This is a genomic window from Aquimarina sp. Aq78 (genome assembly GCF_900299525.1).
Classification (GTDB): Bacteria; Bacteroidota; Bacteroidia; order Flavobacteriales; family Flavobacteriaceae; genus Aquimarina.
In genome coordinates this window covers 1-18,915 of sequence record NZ_OMKA01000019.1, presented here as the reverse complement: position 1 = coordinate 18,915, position 18,915 = coordinate 1, and the positions used below count along the sequence as shown (strand labels likewise).

The 18,915-nt window shown below is 32.7% G+C and carries 18 protein-coding genes; 9 read left to right on the top strand and 9 right to left on the bottom strand.

All coding sequences use genetic code 11. From position 1 onward, the window contains the following. Positions 1-272: 272 nt before the first annotated feature. Complete coding sequence (locus DG435_RS11595) at positions 273-2,477, bottom strand: ATP-dependent DNA helicase RecQ (RefSeq protein ID WP_106794506.1); 2,205 nt, start codon at positions 2,475-2,477, stop codon at positions 273-275. A gap of 235 nt (positions 2,478-2,712) precedes the next feature. Between DG435_RS11595 and DG435_RS11590 the strand changes: the two genes are divergently transcribed. From DG435_RS11590 to lptB, 4 genes are all read left to right on the top strand, one after another. Further along, positions 2,713-3,681: an SIS domain-containing protein gene (locus DG435_RS11590; RefSeq protein ID WP_106794507.1), complete on the top strand. Its 969-nt coding sequence runs from the start codon at positions 2,713-2,715 to the stop codon at positions 3,679-3,681. Further along, complete coding sequence (gene tatC, locus DG435_RS11585) at positions 3,681-4,520, top strand: twin-arginine translocase subunit TatC (protein WP_106794508.1); 840 nt, start codon at positions 3,681-3,683, stop codon at positions 4,518-4,520. The genes DG435_RS11590 and tatC overlap by 1 nt, the downstream gene beginning before the upstream one ends. Continuing rightward, positions 4,517-4,867: a carboxymuconolactone decarboxylase family protein gene (locus DG435_RS11580; protein WP_024768829.1), complete on the top strand. Its 351-nt coding sequence runs from the start codon at positions 4,517-4,519 to the stop codon at positions 4,865-4,867. The genes tatC and DG435_RS11580 overlap by 4 nt, the downstream gene beginning before the upstream one ends. An 80-nt stretch (positions 4,868-4,947) precedes the next feature. Then, positions 4,948-5,691 (top strand): LPS export ABC transporter ATP-binding protein, encoded by a 744-nt coding sequence (lptB, locus tag DG435_RS11575; protein ID WP_024768830.1) that lies wholly within the window; start codon positions 4,948-4,950, stop codon positions 5,689-5,691. Here lptB and DG435_RS11570 read toward each other — a convergent pair. The 5 genes from DG435_RS11570 to DG435_RS25515 all read right to left on the bottom strand — a co-directional run bounded on the left by DG435_RS11570 (position 5,688) and on the right by DG435_RS25515 (position 8,302). Next, positions 5,688-6,443: a phosphatidylcholine/phosphatidylserine synthase gene (locus DG435_RS11570; protein ID WP_106794509.1), complete on the bottom strand. Its 756-nt coding sequence runs from the start codon at positions 6,441-6,443 to the stop codon at positions 5,688-5,690. The two genes, lptB and DG435_RS11570, sit on opposite strands and share 4 nt — an antisense overlap. A 155-nt stretch (positions 6,444-6,598) precedes the next feature. Beyond that, positions 6,599-6,760 (bottom strand): hypothetical protein, encoded by a 162-nt coding sequence (locus tag DG435_RS25530; protein ID WP_159025746.1) that lies wholly within the window; start codon positions 6,758-6,760, stop codon positions 6,599-6,601. 229 nt (positions 6,761-6,989) lie between these two features. Further along, entirely contained in the window at positions 6,990-7,166 is a 177-nt protein-coding gene (locus DG435_RS25525) for a hypothetical protein (protein WP_159025747.1), read from the bottom strand. A 788-nt stretch (positions 7,167-7,954) separates the two neighbouring features. Further along, positions 7,955-8,119, bottom strand: coding sequence for a hypothetical protein (locus DG435_RS25520; RefSeq protein WP_159025748.1), 165 nt, complete (start codon positions 8,117-8,119; stop codon positions 7,955-7,957). Positions 8,120-8,137: 18 nt separating this feature from the next. Then, on the bottom strand, positions 8,138-8,302 hold the full coding sequence (locus DG435_RS25515) for a hypothetical protein (RefSeq protein WP_159025749.1): 165 nt from the start codon (positions 8,300-8,302) through the stop codon (positions 8,138-8,140). Positions 8,303-9,021: 719 nt separating this feature from the next. Between DG435_RS25515 and lnt the strand changes: the two genes are divergently transcribed. Continuing rightward, on the top strand, positions 9,022-10,614 hold the full coding sequence (lnt, locus tag DG435_RS11560; RefSeq protein ID WP_106794510.1) for an apolipoprotein N-acyltransferase: 1,593 nt from the start codon (positions 9,022-9,024) through the stop codon (positions 10,612-10,614). 10 nt (positions 10,615-10,624) lie between these two features. On the opposite strand, the gene DG435_RS11555 is transcribed toward lnt, so the two are convergent. Beyond that, positions 10,625-12,058, bottom strand: a complete 1,434-nt coding sequence (locus DG435_RS11555; protein WP_106794511.1) for a C-type lectin domain-containing protein — start codon at positions 12,056-12,058, stop codon at positions 10,625-10,627. Between the two features lie 509 nt (positions 12,059-12,567). Between DG435_RS11555 and DG435_RS11550 the strand changes: the two genes are divergently transcribed. After that, positions 12,568-14,439, top strand: coding sequence for an ABC-F family ATP-binding cassette domain-containing protein (locus DG435_RS11550; RefSeq protein WP_106794512.1), 1,872 nt, complete (start codon positions 12,568-12,570; stop codon positions 14,437-14,439). Between the two features lie 39 nt (positions 14,440-14,478). Next, the gene (locus tag DG435_RS11545; RefSeq protein WP_106794513.1) at positions 14,479-15,051 is read left to right on the top strand and encodes a hypothetical protein; all 573 of its coding nucleotides are present in this window, start codon (positions 14,479-14,481) and stop codon (positions 15,049-15,051) included. 124 nt (positions 15,052-15,175) lie between these two features. Here DG435_RS11545 and DG435_RS11540 read toward each other — a convergent pair whose 3' ends face one another. Further along, positions 15,176-15,772, bottom strand: a complete 597-nt coding sequence (locus tag DG435_RS11540; RefSeq protein ID WP_106794514.1) for a PAS domain-containing protein — start codon at positions 15,770-15,772, stop codon at positions 15,176-15,178. 249 nt (positions 15,773-16,021) lie between these two features. On the opposite strand from DG435_RS11540, the gene DG435_RS11535 reads away from it, so the two are divergent. Beyond that, positions 16,022-16,708, top strand: coding sequence for an ABC transporter ATP-binding protein (locus tag DG435_RS11535; protein WP_106794515.1), 687 nt, complete (start codon positions 16,022-16,024; stop codon positions 16,706-16,708). Between the two features lie 67 nt (positions 16,709-16,775). Next, positions 16,776-18,233, top strand: a complete 1,458-nt coding sequence (locus DG435_RS11530; protein ID WP_106794516.1) for a sodium:solute symporter — start codon at positions 16,776-16,778, stop codon at positions 18,231-18,233. On the opposite strand, the gene DG435_RS11525 is transcribed toward DG435_RS11530, so the two are convergent. Beyond that, positions 18,210-18,572, bottom strand: coding sequence for a CoA-binding protein (locus DG435_RS11525; protein ID WP_106794517.1), 363 nt, complete (start codon positions 18,570-18,572; stop codon positions 18,210-18,212). The genes DG435_RS11530 and DG435_RS11525 overlap by 24 nt on opposite strands. Positions 18,573-18,915: the final 343 nt, after the last annotated feature.

Sequence of the window (18,915 nt, the reverse complement as noted above, 5' to 3'; positions counted from 1 at the left end):
TTCTCACAAACTGATTACACTTATATTGTATAAAACATAAAATCTTATATAAATATATGGTTAGTAGACAAAAACCAAATTAACATATTGGTGAGTGTAGTAGATTAATTGATAAGCGCTAACAAAATTAGTTTTAACGATTCATTTAAATTTTGAAATAAGTGTTTTTCAGTTAGTCTTCGAGGTTTTTTATAAATAAACTGATTTGGAGTAAGGCAATAAAAAAGGCTTTGGGTAACTCCAAAGCCTTTTTCTATATTGTATATCATATTCTAATTCGCTACATCACTAATAAACTTAATACGATATAGACGTAATTCTTCATCATCATAGTCGCCATCAAACTCTTCTATTGCCGTATCTATTTTATCATTTTCGGCTTCAATAAAATATTCATGAATCTCTTCTTGCTGATCTTCATCAAGAATTTCATCTATCCAATACCCAATATTAAGTTTAGTACCACTATAAACAATAGCCTCCATCTCTTTTATAAAAGCAGTCATATCCATCCCTTTTGCGGCAGCTATATCATCCAAAGGTAGTTTTCGATCTACATTTTGTATAATATATAGTTTTAGACCACTATTGGCTCCTGTACTTTTAACTACAAAATCATCGGGTCGCATAATATCATTTTCTTCTACATATTCTGCAATAAGAGCTACAAATGCAGGACCATATTTCTTAGCTTTACCTTCGCCTACTCCATGAACATTTGCGAGTTCTTCGACAGTAACGGGATATTTAAGAGCCATATCATCTATAGAAGGATCCTGAAATACTACAAATGGAGGAACTCCTAGTTTTTTGGATACTGTTTTTCTTAAATTCCGTAGCATCCCAACTAACTTATCATCACTACCTCCTTTAGCTCCAGACTTTGCTGCAGTTATTATAGAATCATCGGTAGTTTGATTATATATATGATCCTCGGTCATCATAAAACTTATCGGATTATCGATAAAATTTTTCCCTTCTGAAGTAATTCTAATCACTCCATAAGTTTCGATATCTTTACGCAAATATCCTTTTACCAACACCTGACGTGCAAGAGCCATCCAATATTTGTCGTCTCTTGCTTTACCACTTCCAAAGAAATCTTGTTGATGTGTTCTATGCGAAATGATCAAGGCATTGCTTTTACCAATAAGTGTATTAACCAGATCTTTAGATTTATATATCTCTCCAGTTTTACTAACGACTTCAAGCAGTAACTTTACTTCATCTTTGGCTTCATGCTTCTTCTTTGGATTGCGTACATTATCATCCATATCAGCACCATCACCTTTTACATCATCAAACTCCTCACCAAAATAATGTAATATAAATTTACGTCTGGATATAGAAGTTTCTGCAAATGCCACTATTTCTTGTAACAAAGCATGGCCTATTTCTTGTTCGGCAACAGGTTTGCCGCTCATAAACTTTTCTAGTTTTTCTATATCTTTATATGCATAATATGCTAGGCAATGTCCTTCTCCTCCATCTCGACCGGCACGTCCTGTTTCTTGATAATAACTCTCTATACTTTTGGGCATATCATGATGGATCACAAAACGCACATCTGGTTTATCGATTCCCATTCCGAAAGCAATTGTAGCAACTACTACATCTACATCTTCCATCAAAAACATATCCTGATGCTTAGCTCTAGTCTTAGCATCTAATCCCGCGTGATAAGGAACAGCTTTTACTCCATTAACCTCTAATGTCTGCGCCAACTCTTCTACTCTTTTTCTACTAAGACAATATATAATACCACTTTTACCACTATTTTGTTTTACAAAACGAGTAATATCTGCATCTACATTTTTTGTTTTCGGACGTATTTCATAAAACAGATTAGGGCGATTAAATGATGCTTTAAACGTTTTAGCATCACTCATTCCCAAATTTTTAAGAATATCTTCCTGTACCTTTGGAGTTGCAGTTGCGGTGAGCCCTATAATAGGAATATCTTCTCCTATTCTTCTAATAATATTACGTAGGTTTCTGTATTCGGGTCTAAAATCATGTCCCCATTCACTAATACAATGCGCTTCATCTACAGCTAAAAAAGAAACTTCCTGAGATTTTAAAAAATCTACATATTCTTCTTTAGTAAGTGATTCTGGAGCAACATATAACAACTTGGTAACCCCGTTAATTATATCTTCTTTTACCCTTTTTACTTCGGATTTATTAAGAGAAGAATTAAGCACGTGGGCAATACCCTCTACCGAAGAGATACTGCGAATAGCATCCACTTGATTTTTCATTAATGCGATCAGGGGTGAAACCACAATAGCGGTCCCTTTACACATTAAAGCGGGCAGTTGATAACATAGGGATTTACCCCCGCCTGTAGGCATTATTACAAATGTATTTTGTTTTTCCAAAATACATTGTATTACCTTTTCCTGTAGTCCTCTAAATTGACTAAAGCCAAAATGTTTTTTTAAAGCACTTTGCAAGTCAGTTTCATTCAAACTCATTAAATCATTTAACTTTTATATACCAATTAAATAAAGATTCACTAACACTAAATCTATTTCCCCAAATACAGACTTAGTGGATGTTTCGTTCTTAATTTTAGCATGCCAAAGATAAACAAAGCATAAATTAATACGCTTTTTTTTATCACTATTTAAAATTAATAAGGTATTGTATACCTTTGCGTAAATTAAAGATAATAAAATCTTTATTTATAACACGAAAATTTTTTAAATTTTGAATACCCAAGACACTATAATCTCATATGCCAAAAAGACCGTTGCCGAGGAAGCTCGTGCAATTGCTTACCTAGAAGAGCTCATTGATAAAGAATTTTCTGATGCTGTAGAAACCATACATAACTCAAAAGGTAGAGTTATTATAACTGGTATAGGCAAAAGTGCTATTATTGCCACCAAAATTGTTGCTACAATGAATTCTACAGGTACACCTGCAGTTTTTATGCATGCTGCCGATGCCATTCATGGTGATTTAGGAAATATTCTCGAAGATGATATCGTTATTTGTATTTCTAAAAGTGGGAATACCCCAGAAATAAAAGTTCTGGTTCCTTTGATTAAAAATTTTAAAAACCCTTTAATTGGTATTACAGCTAATAAAGAGTCTTTTTTAGGTCAGGAAGCTGATTACGTATTGCATGCTTATGTAGAAAAAGAAGCATGTCCTAATAACCTAGCTCCTACTACAAGTACTACTGCACAACTAGTTATAGGAGATGCACTGGCGGTTTGCTTATTACACCTACAAGGGTTTTCTAGCAGGGATTTTGCCAAATATCATCCAGGGGGTGCATTAGGGAAAAAATTATATCTTCGAGTAAGTGATATCACATCTCAAAATGAAAAACCCGAAGTATCTCCAGAATCTAATATAAATAGTGTAATTGTTGAAATGACAGAAAAAAGACTAGGAGCCACAGCAGTTACAGAAAATGGAACTATCCTTGGTATTATAACAGATGGGGATTTGCGTAGAATGCTAACAAAAGGGACTTCTTCGTTTGAAGGCTTGATCGCTAAAGATATCATGTCTCCTAATCCCAAACGTATTGATAATGATGCTATGGCAGTTGATGCCCTTGAGAAATTAGAGGAAAACTCTATAACTCAATTATTAGCAGAAAAAGATGGTAAATATGTGGGACTGCTACACATTCATGATTTAATGAGAGAAGGTATTTTATAATGGCTGACAACACTACTCAAAAAGACCCTCAGTCTATGTCTTTTCTAGATCATCTAGAAGAGCTACGCTGGCATTTAATTAGAGCTACTGTTGCAGTACTCATTGCCGGAATCATAGCTTTTATATCAAAAGAATTCATCTTTGACGTCTTGATTTTTGGTCCAAAAAAACCAGATTTCCCTACCTATAATGGTCTCTGTAATTTATCTAAACTTCTAGGTTTAGATGAAAGTTTATGTTTTAAAGAATTACCTTTCAGTGTACAGAGCAGAAAAGTAGCCGGTCAATTCTCTGTTCATATCTGGACTTCTATAACAGCAGGTTTTATTATAGCATTTCCTTATGTATTATATGAATTCTGGAAATTCATTTCTCCAGCATTGTATGATAAAGAGAAAAAGAATTCTAAAGGATTCATCATTATCTGTTCTTGTTTATTTTTTCTGGGAGTACTTTTTGGATACTACGTGATCACACCATTATCCATTAATTTCTTAGGAGGATATCAAGTAAGTAAAGAAGTTCTTAACGAATTCGATATTGATAGCTATATAGCACTGATAAGGGCTTCAGTAATTGCTTGTGGATTAATATTCGAACTTCCTATTATTATGTTTTTCCTTACTAAGGTAGGATTGGTTACTCCAGAATTCCTAAGAAAATACAGAAAATTTGCTTTAGTAATTGTATTAATATTATCTGCCGTAATCACACCACCCGATATTGCTAGTCAGGTTATTGTTGCTATTCCTGTTTTAATATTATATGAGGTAAGTATTTTTATATCTAAAACTGTTATAAAAAAAGAAAAGAAAAAATTACAAAAACAATCTAAATGAGTGATATAGTTGACGAATTCAACAGCTACAGAGAGAAAATGAATTCTCGTATTCTGGAGGATAATAATAAAATAATCAAGAGAATCTTTAATCTGGATACTAATGCCTACATGGAAGGTGCTCTAAATGTAAAAACCAAAGAATTATTAGGGCTAGTGGCATCTATTGTGTTGCGCTGTGACGACTGTGTACGCTATCATCTTGAAACCTGTCATAAAGAAGGGTTAACAAAAGAAGAAGTAGTTGAATCTCTTAGCATTGCTACACTAGTAGGAGGCACTATTGTTATCCCTCATTTGCGCCGTGCTTATGAGTTTTGGGACGCACTTGAAGCAAAAGCTTCATAAGTTTATAGTGGTTAAAAAGAATAGTGTAAATTTACGACCTTATTTTAGCAACACCCATTATATAAAGAAGTCATTCTGATATGAAGTTAAAAGCAGATAATCTTGTAAAATCATATAAAGGTAGAAAAGTAGTAAAAGGAATTTCTCTGGAAGTTAATCAAGGAGAAATTGTTGGACTTCTAGGGCCTAATGGTGCCGGTAAAACAACTTCGTTTTATATGATTGTTGGTTTAGTAAAACCTAACGGAGGGAAAATTACATTAGAAAACACAGATATAACCAAATACCCAATGTATAAACGTGCACAAAACGGTATTGGCTATTTGGCTCAGGAAGCTTCTGTATTTAGAAAATTAAGTATTGAAGATAATATATTAAGTGTACTTCAACTTACTAAACTTTCTAAGAAAGAGCAATTGCATAAAATGGAAGCACTTATCGAAGAATTTGGTTTAGGGCATATCCGTAAAAACCGTGGTGATTTGCTAAGTGGTGGTGAACGTCGTCGTACAGAGATAGCACGGGCACTGGCAACAGACCCTAATTTTATACTTTTGGATGAACCTTTTGCCGGAGTAGACCCAGTAGCTGTTGAAGATATACAACGTATCGTTGCTCAGTTAAAAAATAAGAACATCGGTATTCTTATTACTGATCATAATGTGCAAGAGACCCTTGCAATAACAGATAGAACGTATCTGATGTTTGAAGGAAGTATCCTAAAAGCAGGTATCCCCGAAGAATTGGCCGAGGATGAAATGGTACGTAAAGTATATCTGGGACAAAATTTTGAACTTAGAAAAAAGAAGTTAGACTTCAATTAAACTAACTTATTCTTTAAGAAAACCGACATCAAAATATAAAGTAGTATCCCACATGGTATTGCTATAAATTTCAAGAGTACAATTAATATAACGGTAAGTATTATAAAAATATAACGAACTTTATTTTCTGCAAATCCCCAGCTTTTAAACTTTAAAGCAAATAGAGGAATCTCTGCATTGAGCAAATAACAACTTAGCAAGGTTAAACCAATCAAAAACCATTTATTAAGGATAATCTCTAAAATCCAAGGTTCTTGCTGAAACTTAAGTATTAATGGTAAGCTAATAATTAATAATGTATTTGCTGGTGTTGGCAAACCAATAAATGAATTAGTTTGGCGAGTGTCTATATTAAATTTAGCCAGTCGATATGCAGAAGCCAAAGTTATCAACAAGCCAAGCAAGGACACGTAAGACATATCAAAACTCGCTAAAACCTGTTCTGCATCCCAAGAACCGGGAGCTGCATAAAATGGTTTTCCAAAAACTTGTGATAATAATTGGTACATCACAATACCAGGAGCAACCCCACTGGTAACCATATCTGCCAAAGAATCAAGCTGTAAACCCAGCTCACTCTTAACATCTAATATTCTAGCTGCAAAACCATCAAAAAAGTCAAATCCTATACCCAACATTACAAATAATGCCGTAAACTCTAGTTGTCCCAAAACAGCAAAAATAACAGCAATACATCCGCAAAAAAGATTAAGAAGTGTTATGAAGTTTGGAATTTGTCTTTTAATAAGCATGAAGTCTGATTTTGTGCAAAAATAGTAAACTATTTTCTCTAATGAACACTTAAAAATATGCTTTTTAGCCCTAAAGAAAATTCCCCGGGGCAGAGCCTCGGGGAATTCTATAGTAAATTGGAAATTTGGAATTATCACCTAGGACCATCTACTACCTATAGTACATGACATACATTACCATAAATTATACACGAATCTGGCTCATCAATTGGTGGACAAATTGCGTGATGGTAACAATTAACTGGTCTTCCTCCACTAATTTGTTTTTGTTGAGTTTTGGTTAAAACTGTACCCAAGTTCAAAATGTGATTTTTCATAATATAAGTTTTAAGATTATTTTTTACGACAAACATTTTAAGACACTCATCGTTTGTGTCTATTATCAAGTATATCTATTTCGGCATAGAACTTTACATATAAGAATTGTACTATTCTATTTTTGGAGATTGCATTCACCAGATATAAGATTTTCTGTATTAATTATTTTTTGTTCCGCTTTATCTAAACTTTTCTTAAGTTTAAATTTGATTTTTCACACTCCAGTAATTAAAGTGGGCCTGGATTAAGTCCGCAATTTCCATTAATACATGCATATGCGTCTTCTGGTCCAAAAAAATTTGCCGCCTCCCAACATTGAAATGCATTTTGACATCTACCTCCGTTAATTTGTTTTTGTTGAGTTTTGGTTAAAATTTTACCCAAGTTTAAAATGTGATTTTTCATGATATAGGTTTTAAGATTATTTTTTTACGACAACCGTTTTTAAGACACTCATCGTTTTCTATGAATAAAGGAGAATGATTTGCTTAAACACAACAAAAATCGTTTTGTAGAGTGCCTAGACATCTACCCCCTGGAAAAGGAGCCCCCCAAGATGTTCCACTTGCTGAATATGAACATGAACCGTCAGAATATAATTCATATTCAGAGCTACAAGGACAAGGATTAAAATCGCCTCCATTAATTTGTTTTTGTTGAGTTTTGGTTAAAATTTTACCCAAGTTCAAAATGTGATTTTTCATAATATAAGTTTTAAGATTAATTTTTACGACAACTGTTTTAAGACACTCATCGTTTGTGTCTATATTTTTCGAAAAGAATATTGTCTATAATACAAAAGCTTTAAAAAGCATTTTATATTTTCATATATAGAATGAAGTAGTAATAACCGGTTGTTTTCTTCCAAACTCATAATAAAAAAAGAGTAAACCCACTATTAATAACACTATATCAAATGGGTTTCAACTTTTAGTTTATTCTGAGTTAAGTTGAGGGGGTGGGGTAACAAAACACAACGAATATAATATATCTTATTGAAAAACAGTAATTTATATTCACTTTTGATTTTTTATTATGTATTTAGGAAAACTTTAGTAAGTTCTTTAAAAAAAGCTGAGTTGCTTTTTAGTAAAAGCAACTGCAGCCAAGTTATCAATAACCTACAGTAATATGAACTTAAAACAATGATTGTTTACTTTTAAACATATAAGTTGTAGAATTAATTTTATACTCTACCTCCCTCCAGGATCATGCATACATACATCTGTACATATTGGTCCCATAAAAATATAGCATGGGTCTCCTAGTGTACATAAATATGGGGCAATTCCTCCATTAATTGATTTTTGTTCTGCTTTACTTAAAGCTTTTCCTAAATTCAAAATTGATTTTTTCATTTTAGAATGATTTAATTTTTAACAACATTTAAGATAATTGATATCAGAAGCCGATGATCCATATTTACAAGTTGATTCGTTCCATCCTAATTCTTCACAAGAAGCTTCCATACCTCCACCATTAATAGTTTTTTGTTTAGCTTTATTTATAACTTTTCCTAAATTCAAAATTGATTTTTTCATAATTTAAATATTCAATATTTACATTTGTGGTGAACATTTTAAGACACTCACCATATGTGTCTATTCCTCGCGAGAGAATATTTTTATATTCAAAGTTCATTTTAGAACTTTGCTTGTTTACGCTACTGCGTAGATTTCTTTTATAGGAATCATTAACTGATGTGTTTTTTCTTCAAGATCTTCGATAAAGAAAATCAAATCCGATGGTCATACTTATTTGGATATGATTACCCATTTACTAATATTTATAAGATAAAATTGATCGTGTTTTTTACACACCAGATATATTGCTTCTCTAATTGAAACGTGTACTTTTCTTTTCCCTAACAATCACTCGATTGTATAATTAAAAAGTATTAGCAACGGAATCAAATATAGAACAAAGGCTATTAGAAATACAAGGGAAACAGCTATATACCGCTGAAAATGAGGTATAAATTTATAAATTTTGACCACTATTAATTTTCACAAATATCAAACTACCAAAACATAAAAAAATCTAGAAAAAATATCAGAAAAACAACTCTATACCCCTTGAAATGAGATACAAATTTTAAGTAATGAACTTATAAATATCGCATGGAGAGGAATTATACCGAATCGCTGGTTTGAATACTTAAAAGGTTATCCATTACCAAACGTTACAAAAAAGAAACATTCAATTATATTATTTGTAACTAAATAAGTTTAATTTCGTTATTAATAAGGAAGCTTTTTTTATGAGAAACATCATTCTGTCTATTATTTCGGGTCTCCTGCTTGCCATTAGCTGGCCAACTTATGGTTTTCCTTTATTTTTATTCTTTGGGTTTGTCCCTCTTTTGATTGCAGAATATAGTGTTCGCAAACATAAATACAGCAAAAGTCAGATTTTTGGCCTTGCTTTTCTCACGTTTTTCATTTGGAATATGATTACCACCTGGTGGATTTATAATTCTACTCCATTCGGTATGTGGTTTGCAGAAATTGTAAATAGCCTGGTGATGACTTTGGTGTTTTTAATCTACCATATTGTTGCTAAAAGAACCACATTTACAATTAGCAGTATATTTCTTGTTTGTTTTTGGATGTCTTTTGAATATATGCATCTACAATGGGAATTCTCATGGCCCTGGCTTAATCTGGGCAATGGATTTGCGAGTTTTACTTCTTGGATACAATGGTATGAATATACAGGAACTTTTGGTGGCACACTTTGGATTTGGATTATCAACATTAGTGTTTTTAAAAGCATACTACTTTTTAAAGAACACAAAGATAAAACTATTCTATACAGATCTGCCATTCGCAATGGGTTGATCATTCTAATTCCAATTATAGTATCATTTATTATTCTAAAAACTTATGAAGAAGAAGGAAGTGATATCGAAGTGGTTATTCTACAGCCAAACATAAATCCATATACCGAAAAATACAACACCACAGATAATCGAATAGGTAAATTATTAGACTCGTTAACGAATACCGTTGCTACTTCAAAAACAGATTTTATTATTGCCCCAGAAACTGTTTTTGCAGATAATAACAGACTTACTAAGTTCTCTAGTTCTATTGCTAAAAAAACTGCACATCGAATACTTAACCAATACCCTAACGCAAATGTATTATCAGGGATATCATTAATTGATGTATTTAATGATCCAAGTAAAATTCGCAGGCAAACGAATACTTATAAAGAAGGGATTTATTATGATGACTATAATTCTGCATTTTTTGTTCGCCCCGATGGAACCGGTGAGTTATATCACAAAAGTAAACTTGTTGTTGGTGTAGAAAATTTCCCGTACCAAAGTGTCTTAAAACCCATTTTTGGAGATGCTATGATTGATCTTGGTGGAACCGTCGCTAAAAAAACTACTCAAGAAGATCGAGAAGTATTCTTCTCTAAAGATAGTATTGGAGTAGGAACTTTAATCTGCTATGAAAGTATATATGGAGAATTTGCCACGGGGTATATTAGAAACAAGGCAAATTTTCTGGCAATTATTACCAATGATGCCTGGTGGGGTAATACTCAAGGACATAGACAACATTTATCTTATGCTAGATTAAGAGCCATCGAAACCCGAAGAAGCATTGCCCGAAGTGCTAATACAGGAATTTCTGCTATTATTAACCAAACAGGAGATATCGTAGCAAAATTAGATTATGAAAAACAAGGAGCACTAAAAGGAACTCTTATCGCAAATAACAAGATCACATTCTATGTGAAAGCAGGGAACTATCTGGCTAGAGTTTCGATATTTCTCTCGATTTTTATATTCCTTTTTTCTGTAACCCGACGGAAAAGAAAAATGTCTTTAACCTCCTAACAAATAGAACTTAGTTATTTACTCTATAAGTTCGCTGTCTATTGGTAATCACAGAGCAACTTATTCTTAATCTAGTAACTCCAGATATCTGTAAAGGTATATCTCCTGGCATACCACCATATTCTACAATATAACCTTGTGATGCATATGCCCCTCCTCCGCCAGCAATAGGCAAGTCATTCCATGAATTAGGAATCCCGATACCTGGTGCTGTAATATGCGCATAATCTTCCCCTCCACAACAATTGTTAGGTTCTCCCGTATTCCAAAATGCAAATTCACCAGGAACAACAGATCCAGTTTGATTTCCTGTCCAAAAAAGAGTTCCCGCTTCTGGACCGGTAACCCATGTCCATTGTCCTTCTGCTGCTTCGTCATTTGCTCCTATCCATCCATTACCAGTTATCTGCGATCCTGCAAAAGCAGCTTCAGCGGCACTAGTTAATGTAACTAAATAACCTTGTAACCCAAAATATGTTCTTGTAGCGGCATCATCTCTTGCATCATCCCAGCGAATCCCTGCATCTGATACGAATTCATAAAAATGTCCAGTCTCAGGCAGGAAAAGCGCATTCCCTATCACAATAGAAAATTCTTTTAATTCGGGAGGATTAGGTGCACTTGTCGAATATACTACAGCTAAAATTGCCGCTTCAAATTCGGCAAATGTAGCCGGGCCAGTAAGAAATAATCTCCCTTCTGTTGCATTCCAAGAACTTGTTATACTAGGGTGACTACCAGTTAATGTTAACAAATCTTGCCCATTAACATATCCTGATGATATTTGTATTGAAATTTCATCAGCAGTTGTATCATCGGGATCAGTAATAGTAACTGATTGTACTACTGGTTTAGAATTGGTAGAGTTAGGACAAAAATGCTGATCACCACTAACTACAATAGTAGGAGGCTGATTAACAGTTACCGCATTTAAAATCTGAACATTATCGATAAAAACTCTATCATTATTAGTATCCCAGTTGTTTCCAACATTATCAAAACGAATTGTTGTATTAGCAGAAATATATGCTGAAATATCTACACTATAAAAACCAGATTGAGTACCTCCAAATGTTGCTAGAGTAGTAAAATTAGTCCCATCACTAGATGCTCTAATAGCAAGCTCCTCTCCTGCTTCCAGACTAGATGTTTCCCAATTAAAAGAAAGTGTAGCACTTGTTGCTCCGGATAAATTTGCTGTTCTGCTTATAGTTTCAGACCAGATCCATCTAAATCTAAGTCGATTACCATTAATACTTACAAAACCACCAGCTGGGTCATTATTAAAATCAAAAGGCTCGATTTCATTCCAGTTTCCTGCCCAATTTAATGTCCCATCATTGTTTGCATATGATACAGATCCAAATTCGTCTCTATAAGTTCCTTGAGCAAAGGATAACAGAGTAAAAAACAAGGCAAATAAATAAAGTAGTGTTTTTCTCATTTATAATAGGTAAAAAAAGTAATACATTAATTGTTTAAAATAAAAGTAACCTTAGTACTAAGCACATAAAAATCTGTACAATAAGTGTGACATCAAAAGAGCATCATAACACCGCCTCTCTCAAACTCTTATGTCTGCTATTTAAGAATTAAGTATAATCCAACATATATCTCGCCCGTATATTACCCTAGTAAAAAATGATTGTAGTGTGTAAATAATCCCCCGAAAGATATAAAAATTCCTGTAACTCGTATTAAATTACTGTAGTTAATCCTAAGTAGCTGTATCTCACAAAAAAATTACTCCTATTAGATTTAATGAATTTATTTTGAGTTATAACAACACATAATTCTTATATTTTAATAAATAATAAGGCGATTAAAATTAACCGCTATAAAACATTAATACTGTAATAAATCTTCTATTTATTGTTTCGCAATACAGAAACTTCAAAACTTTGCTTCTTTGTAACTTATAAACCTTGTACCTTTGCAGCTTTATAAAAAATTGTGAATTACGTATCAGTAGAAAATATCGCTAAAGGATTCGGAGAGCGTATCCTTTTTAAAAACATTTCTTTCGGAATTAACGAAGGGCAAAAAATTGGTTTTGTTGCAAAAAACGGAACTGGAAAAACCTCTCTCCTCGATATTGTCGCCGGTGATGAAGAGCCAGACGAAGGGCAAGTTGTATACCGCAAAAATCTAAAAGTAGCCTTTTTACCTCAGGAACCTAATCTGGATCCTACTCTTACTATTGAACAAACTATTTTTGCTTCAGACAATGATATTCTTCAAGTGATTAACACTTATGAAAAAGCATTATTAAATCCTGATGATGTAGAGAGCTATCAGCTAGCATTTGAAAAAATGGATGCTATAAATGCCTGGGATTTTGAAACACAGTATAAACAAATACTTTTTAAACTTAAACTAGACGACCTCAACAAAAAAGTAAGCGAATTATCTGGTGGGCAAAAGAAACGATTAGCCCTGGCAAATATATTATTAAGCAAACCCAATCTATTATACCTCGATGAGCCTACCAACCATCTGGATTTAGAAATGATAGAATGGCTAGAAGAGTATTTTGCCAAAGAGAATTTTACGCTATTCATGGTGACTCATGATCGTTATTTTCTAGAAAATGTATGTAATGAGATTATAGAATTAGAAAATGGTCAACTCTATAGCTACAAAGGTAATTATGCTTATTACCTGGCTAATAAAGAAGCTAGGGTTGTAAATGAGCAAATTACAACAGATAAAGCCAAGCAACTTTACAAAAAAGAATTAGACTGGATGCGTCGTCAACCAAAGGCACGTACTACCAAATCCAAATCTAGAATTGATGATTTCTTTGAAATCAAAGAACGTGCTCATAAACGTCGTAATGATCACGAAGTTCAACTCGAGATTAATATGGAACGTATGGGGAGTAAGGTTCTCGAGCTTCATAAAGTCTCTAAACGTTTTGATGAACTTATCTTGTTAGACCAATTTGAATATGTTTTCAAAAAAGGAGAACGTATTGGTATCATTGGTAAAAATGGAACAGGTAAATCTACTTTTCTAAACATGATTACAGGTTCGATCACTCCTGATCATGGGAAAATTGTGATTGGCGACACTATAAAATTTGGATATTATACACAAAGCGGTATAACGATCAAAGAAGGGCAAAAAGTTATCGAGGTAATTCGAGAATTTGGAGATTACATTCCTTTAAAAAAAGGACGACAAATTTCTGCACAACAACTGCTCGAACGTTTTTTGTTTGACCGAAAAAAACAATATGATTTTGTAGAAAAATTAAGCGGGGGTGAACGTAAAAGATTATACCTATGTACTGTTTTAATTCAAAATCCTAATTTTTTGATTCTTGATGAGCCAACCAATGATTTAGATATTGTAACACTTAATGTCCTCGAAAATTTCTTATTAGATTTTCCGGGATGTTTGATTGTAGTATCCCATGATCGTTATTTTATGGATAAGATCGTAGATCATTTATTCGTATTTAGAGGCAATGGTGTTATTCAGGATTTTCCCGGTAATTATACCGATTATCGTATTTATGAAGACAGTAAAGAAGTCGAGGTAAAAACATCTGATACTACTACAGATACAAAAGCCAAAAACACCTGGAAAAAGGATAATAAAGCTGCTCTTTCTTATAATGAGCAAAAAGAATTTAGTAAAATTGAACGAGAGCTTAAAAAATTAGAGCTGCAAAAGAAAGAAATCGAAAGCCTTTTTGCCGAAGGCAGCCTAGATGAAGAAAAAATAAATACTGAATCCCAAAAACTTCAGAAAATCATTCAGCAAATTGAAGAAAACGAAATGCGATGGTTTGAGCTTTCTGAAAAAATGGAAGAATGACATGATTTATAGTGTTGGATTTTTGATTTAGACTAAAAAATGTACTTCAAAATAAAAGCATACCTCAGATTTCTTTTCAAATCTACCAATCAACATGGTGTGCATTCACCTTTTGTATATAATTTGATCACTAGATGTTTTTATAACACAGAAAAACGAAAAGCATATTTATCTATAAAATCAGCATATAAAAAGGCCAATAAAAAAATTTCTGTTAGCTATCGTACTGCTAAACTTCTAAATCGTATAGTCCCATATTTTGATCTTAAAAACGTTCTCATCTTGACAGATTTGGATTTTATATCAGAGATTTTATCAGTAGAGAATTTGATTTCGACTGATCATATTATACAATCTAAGAAAGATTACGACATGATTTATCTCGATATAAACCAGTTACAATATCAATTAAACATAGAATTATTACTATCTAAGATGCATAATGACAGTGTTATCATACTCAATTCTATATATAAATCTGAAGCTAATATCATTTTATGGGAAACAATAAAAAAGCACTCAAAAATCATCGTAACTATTGATACTTTTCATCTTGGTTTTGTGTTTATTAGAAATGAACAAGCAAAAGAACACTTTATAATTAGAGCATAAAAAAACCTAAAAACTAAATTAGTCTTTAGGTTTTTACATCTAAACATAAACTAAATCACATGAGTTTACCCACTCATATAAAATTTTAAAAAAGTAATTATTGTACCATAAATACTATCATATATTATCTAAACATTCTTGAAAATATCGTTCTTCGTTTATGATATTGTAAATCTTTTGGGTCATAAGGTTTTGTCTCTCCAGACAAACAAATTTCCTCAACAAACTCATCATAACTCATTCTTTTTTCTTCTAGAAATCCAACTAGGTATTTTTCTGCAGTATCTACACCACTAGCCGCTTCAATAGCCAAAAGTTTTTTATAAAGATTATCTATTTTTTCAATTGTCTTTCTAGGCGGAGCCTTTCTTCTAGCAAAAAAAGAAGTGATCTGTCCATCATCATTTAGTTTTACATCAAAATCTGTAATTACCCAGTAATATCTACCATCTTTTGCCAGATTCTTAACCAAAGCGTGTATATTTTTCTTTGCCAGCAAGTGTTCCCACAACCACTTAAAAATAACTTTAGGCATATCGGGATGACGAATCACATTATGAGGTTGGCCTATTAATTCTTGCTCTTCATATCCACAGACTTCCATAAAATAATCATTCGCATATTCTATTATCCCTTTAGAGTCAGTCTTACTCATGATTGTTTCTTTAGGATCTAAGACGATCTCTACATTGATGGGTTCGGGGCGTTTTAGTGCTTTCATATTTATTATTGTTAGTTAAATTCCGAAGCAAAATTAATCGTAACATGAAATGCATAAAATGACAAAAATCATAGTATTATTAAGAGGGTTAGAGGGATTTATTTTTTAACTTACTTTTAACCACCAGCCTATACTATAGCAATACATAGAGTTGATAAAAGAACATTTTACAATTAGAGTGTAACAACTTTTTATCTACTGCGTCATATAGTCTAAAATTGTATCTTAACAATCTGTAAAGATTACTATATGGGAAATGTTATAGAAATTAGAGGAATTATCAGAAACTTTCAATTAGGGCAAGAAACAGTATATGTCCTTAAGGGTATTGATCTTGATATTGCTCGTGGAGAATATCTCGCAATAATGGGCCCTTCTGGCTCTGGTAAATCTACTCTAATGAATCTTCTGGGATGTCTTGACACACCAACTGGCGGGACTTATAATCTAAACGGAAACGATGTTAGTAAAATGACCGATAATGAATTAGCTGATATTCGAAATCGCGAAATTGGTTTTGTATTTCAGACTTTTAATTTATTACCCAGAACTACTGCATTAGATAACGTTGCATTACCCATGGTCTATGCGGGTACTTCTAAAAAGGATAGGGCGATTAGAGCAGAAGAAGTGCTCACAGATGTTGGTTTATCTGATCGAATGGATCACAAACCCAATCAACTCTCTGGAGGTCAGCGACAGCGTGTAGCTGTTGGTCGGGCCTTAGTAAATAAACCTTCGATAATATTGGCTGATGAGCCTACCGGAAATCTTGATTCTAAAACTTCATTAGAAATTATGCAACTTTTTGATGAAATTCATGCTGCAGGTAATACCGTTATTCTTGTTACTCACGAAGAAGAAGTTGCAACACATGCACATCGTGTTATCCGTCTTCGTGATGGGGTCGTTGAAAGCGATGTAAGAAACAAATAGTTTTGATTTTATGGTTTACCATTACTGGTTAATTTGTATTTTGGGGATTCATTTTTAACCGAAATTCATGCAACCATTACACATCTTACTCCTTATTGCGGCTTATTTTGGAATTCTTCTTCTTATCTCTTATTTCACAGGTAAAAACTCAGGAAATGATGCTTTTTTTAAAGCTAATCGACAATCTCCATGGTATATCGTAGCTTTTGGAATGATTGGAGCATCATTAAGTGGCGTAACCTTTATCTCTGTACCAGGATGGATTGAAGCTTCACAATTTAGTTATATGCAGGTAGTATTAGGGTATATTTTGGGGTATACTGTTATTGGCACTGTACTGCTTCCTCTTTATTACAAACTTAATTTAACTTCAATTTACACCTATCTGGACGAACGTTTTGGTAATTACTCATATAAAACCGGAGCTTCGTTTTTCTTACTATCACGAGTAGTCGGGGCAAGTTTTAGATTATTTCTGGTTGCTAATGTTTTACAATCTATTCTTTTTGATGCTTTGGGGGTTCCTTTCTGGGTTACTGTTATCATAACTATATTATTAATCTGGCTATACACTTTTAAATCTGGAATTAAAACGATTGTATGGACCGATACTCTACAAACATTATTCATGCTTATTGCAGTAGGCGTAGCTATATATTATGTATCAGATGATTTAGGGATTCAAGGATCAAACCTACTGGGTTATGTGTTAGAAAGTGATCTCTCGAAAATGTTCTTTTTTGATGATTTTAAAAGTGCTAATTATTTTTGGAAACAATTTTTATCAGGTGCATTTATAGCAATTGTTATGACTGGGCTAGACCAGGATATGATGCAAAAAAACCTTACCTGTCGAAACTTGAAAGATGCACAAAAAAATATGTTCTGGTTTACTATTGTATTAACTATTGTAAACTTTATATTTTTGGGTCTTGGATTACTACTTACCCAATACGCATCACAAAATGGAATTGATGCTCATAAGGATCAGCTTTTTCCTGTAATTGCTACACAAAGCGGATTAGGGTTTGGTATCGCTATCTTTTTTGTACTTGGTCTTATTGCGGCTGCATATAGCAGTGCTGATAGTGCGTTGACCTCATTAACCACATCCTTTAGTATAGATATCCTTGATATTGAAAAGAAATATAGCCCAGCAGATCAGGTCAAGACCCGAAAAAAGATCCATATTCTATTTTCTTTTATATTGGTATTGGTAATAATTGCTTTTAAGTATCTTATAAAAGATGAAAGTGTAATCGCCAAACTATTTGTCTTTGCAGGATATACATACGGTCCTCTATTAGGTTTATATGCATTTGGATTATTTACAAAACTAAAAGTAAAAGATAATTTAGTCCCAATTATTGCAATCTTATCTCCAATTTTATCGTATATCATTAGCGAAAACAGTGATCTATGGTTCGGTTTTAAATTTGGTTTTTTTATCCTAATTCTTAATGGGTTTTTGACCTTTTTAGGATTATTGTTGTCTGCTATTTTAATATTGATCCGTAGAAAGTAATACTAGCGTACAAGCAATCTCGACTTCTATGTTTGCTGCTTTAAGTTTTTGATAAAACTCAGGGTTTTCTGTTCCAGGATTAAAAATTACTCTTCTTGGGTTTAGTTGTATGATATTATCATAATAAGGTTGTTGCCTAAGAGGATTTAAATACAAAGTAATCGTATCTATATTTTCTGCATTATTTATATCTGTCTCAATTTTTATCCCTGCAACTTCTCCTTTTTTTAATCCAACAGCTGCAACCTCATGACCATGGGTTACCAACTTATGAATAGCAAAGTTAGAATATCTATTTGCCTTTAAGGATGCTCCCAGAACTAATGTTTTTTTATCCATGAATATTATTTGAATTTAAAATAAGAAAAATAGGTTTATTAGGACGTCAAATAAAGACTTAAACGTTAAAAATAACCAGAAAAATGTTAAAAATAAACGATGAATGTAACACAAATCAAAGCACTTCGTCTTACATATAAAAGGATATGAATTTTCATAAATTTAGTTAGTTAGTTACTTTATAATAATCAAATTTTATTCATAGTTGATGGTTAGTGTTACTATTTGGTTATTATAGAAAACCGCCTCTATTATTAGAGGCGGTTTTTTATTTTTTTATATTTTTTTTAAATCAAAAAAAAGGGTAACAGAAAGGGTTTTTCGTCGTCTTTTACTTTTAAAA

Excerpts from the sequence above, each read along its gene's own strand:
- DG435_RS11595 (WP_106794506.1), bottom strand. The coding sequence starts at position 2,477 with ATGAGTTTGAATGAAACTGACTTGCAAAGTGCTTTAAAAAAACATTTT.
- tatC (WP_106794508.1), top strand. The coding sequence starts at position 3,681 with ATGGCTGACAACACTACTCAAAAAGACCCTCAGTCTATGTCTTTTCTA.
- DG435_RS11580 (WP_024768829.1), top strand. The coding sequence starts at position 4,517 with ATGAGTGATATAGTTGACGAATTCAACAGCTACAGAGAGAAAATGAAT.
- lptB (WP_024768830.1), top strand. The coding sequence starts at position 4,948 with ATGAAGTTAAAAGCAGATAATCTTGTAAAATCATATAAAGGTAGAAAA.
- DG435_RS11570 (WP_106794509.1), bottom strand. The coding sequence starts at position 6,443 with ATGCTTATTAAAAGACAAATTCCAAACTTCATAACACTTCTTAATCTT.
- DG435_RS25530 (WP_159025746.1), bottom strand. The coding sequence starts at position 6,760 with ATGAAAAATCACATTTTGAACTTGGGTACAGTTTTAACCAAAACTCAA.
- DG435_RS25525 (WP_159025747.1), bottom strand. The coding sequence starts at position 7,166 with ATGAAAAATCACATTTTAAACTTGGGTAAAATTTTAACCAAAACTCAA.
- DG435_RS25520 (WP_159025748.1), bottom strand. The coding sequence starts at position 8,119 with ATGAAAAAATCAATTTTGAATTTAGGAAAAGCTTTAAGTAAAGCAGAA.
- DG435_RS25515 (WP_159025749.1), bottom strand. The coding sequence starts at position 8,302 with ATGAAAAAATCAATTTTGAATTTAGGAAAAGTTATAAATAAAGCTAAA.
- lnt (WP_106794510.1), top strand. The coding sequence starts at position 9,022 with ATGAGAAACATCATTCTGTCTATTATTTCGGGTCTCCTGCTTGCCATT.
- DG435_RS11555 (WP_106794511.1), bottom strand. The coding sequence starts at position 12,058 with ATGAGAAAAACACTACTTTATTTATTTGCCTTGTTTTTTACTCTGTTA.
- DG435_RS11545 (WP_106794513.1), top strand. The coding sequence starts at position 14,479 with ATGTACTTCAAAATAAAAGCATACCTCAGATTTCTTTTCAAATCTACC.
- DG435_RS11540 (WP_106794514.1), bottom strand. The coding sequence starts at position 15,772 with ATGAAAGCACTAAAACGCCCCGAACCCATCAATGTAGAGATCGTCTTA.
- DG435_RS11535 (WP_106794515.1), top strand. The coding sequence starts at position 16,022 with ATGGGAAATGTTATAGAAATTAGAGGAATTATCAGAAACTTTCAATTA.
- DG435_RS11530 (WP_106794516.1), top strand. The coding sequence starts at position 16,776 with ATGCAACCATTACACATCTTACTCCTTATTGCGGCTTATTTTGGAATT.
- DG435_RS11525 (WP_106794517.1), bottom strand. The coding sequence starts at position 18,572 with ATGGATAAAAAAACATTAGTTCTGGGAGCATCCTTAAAGGCAAATAGA.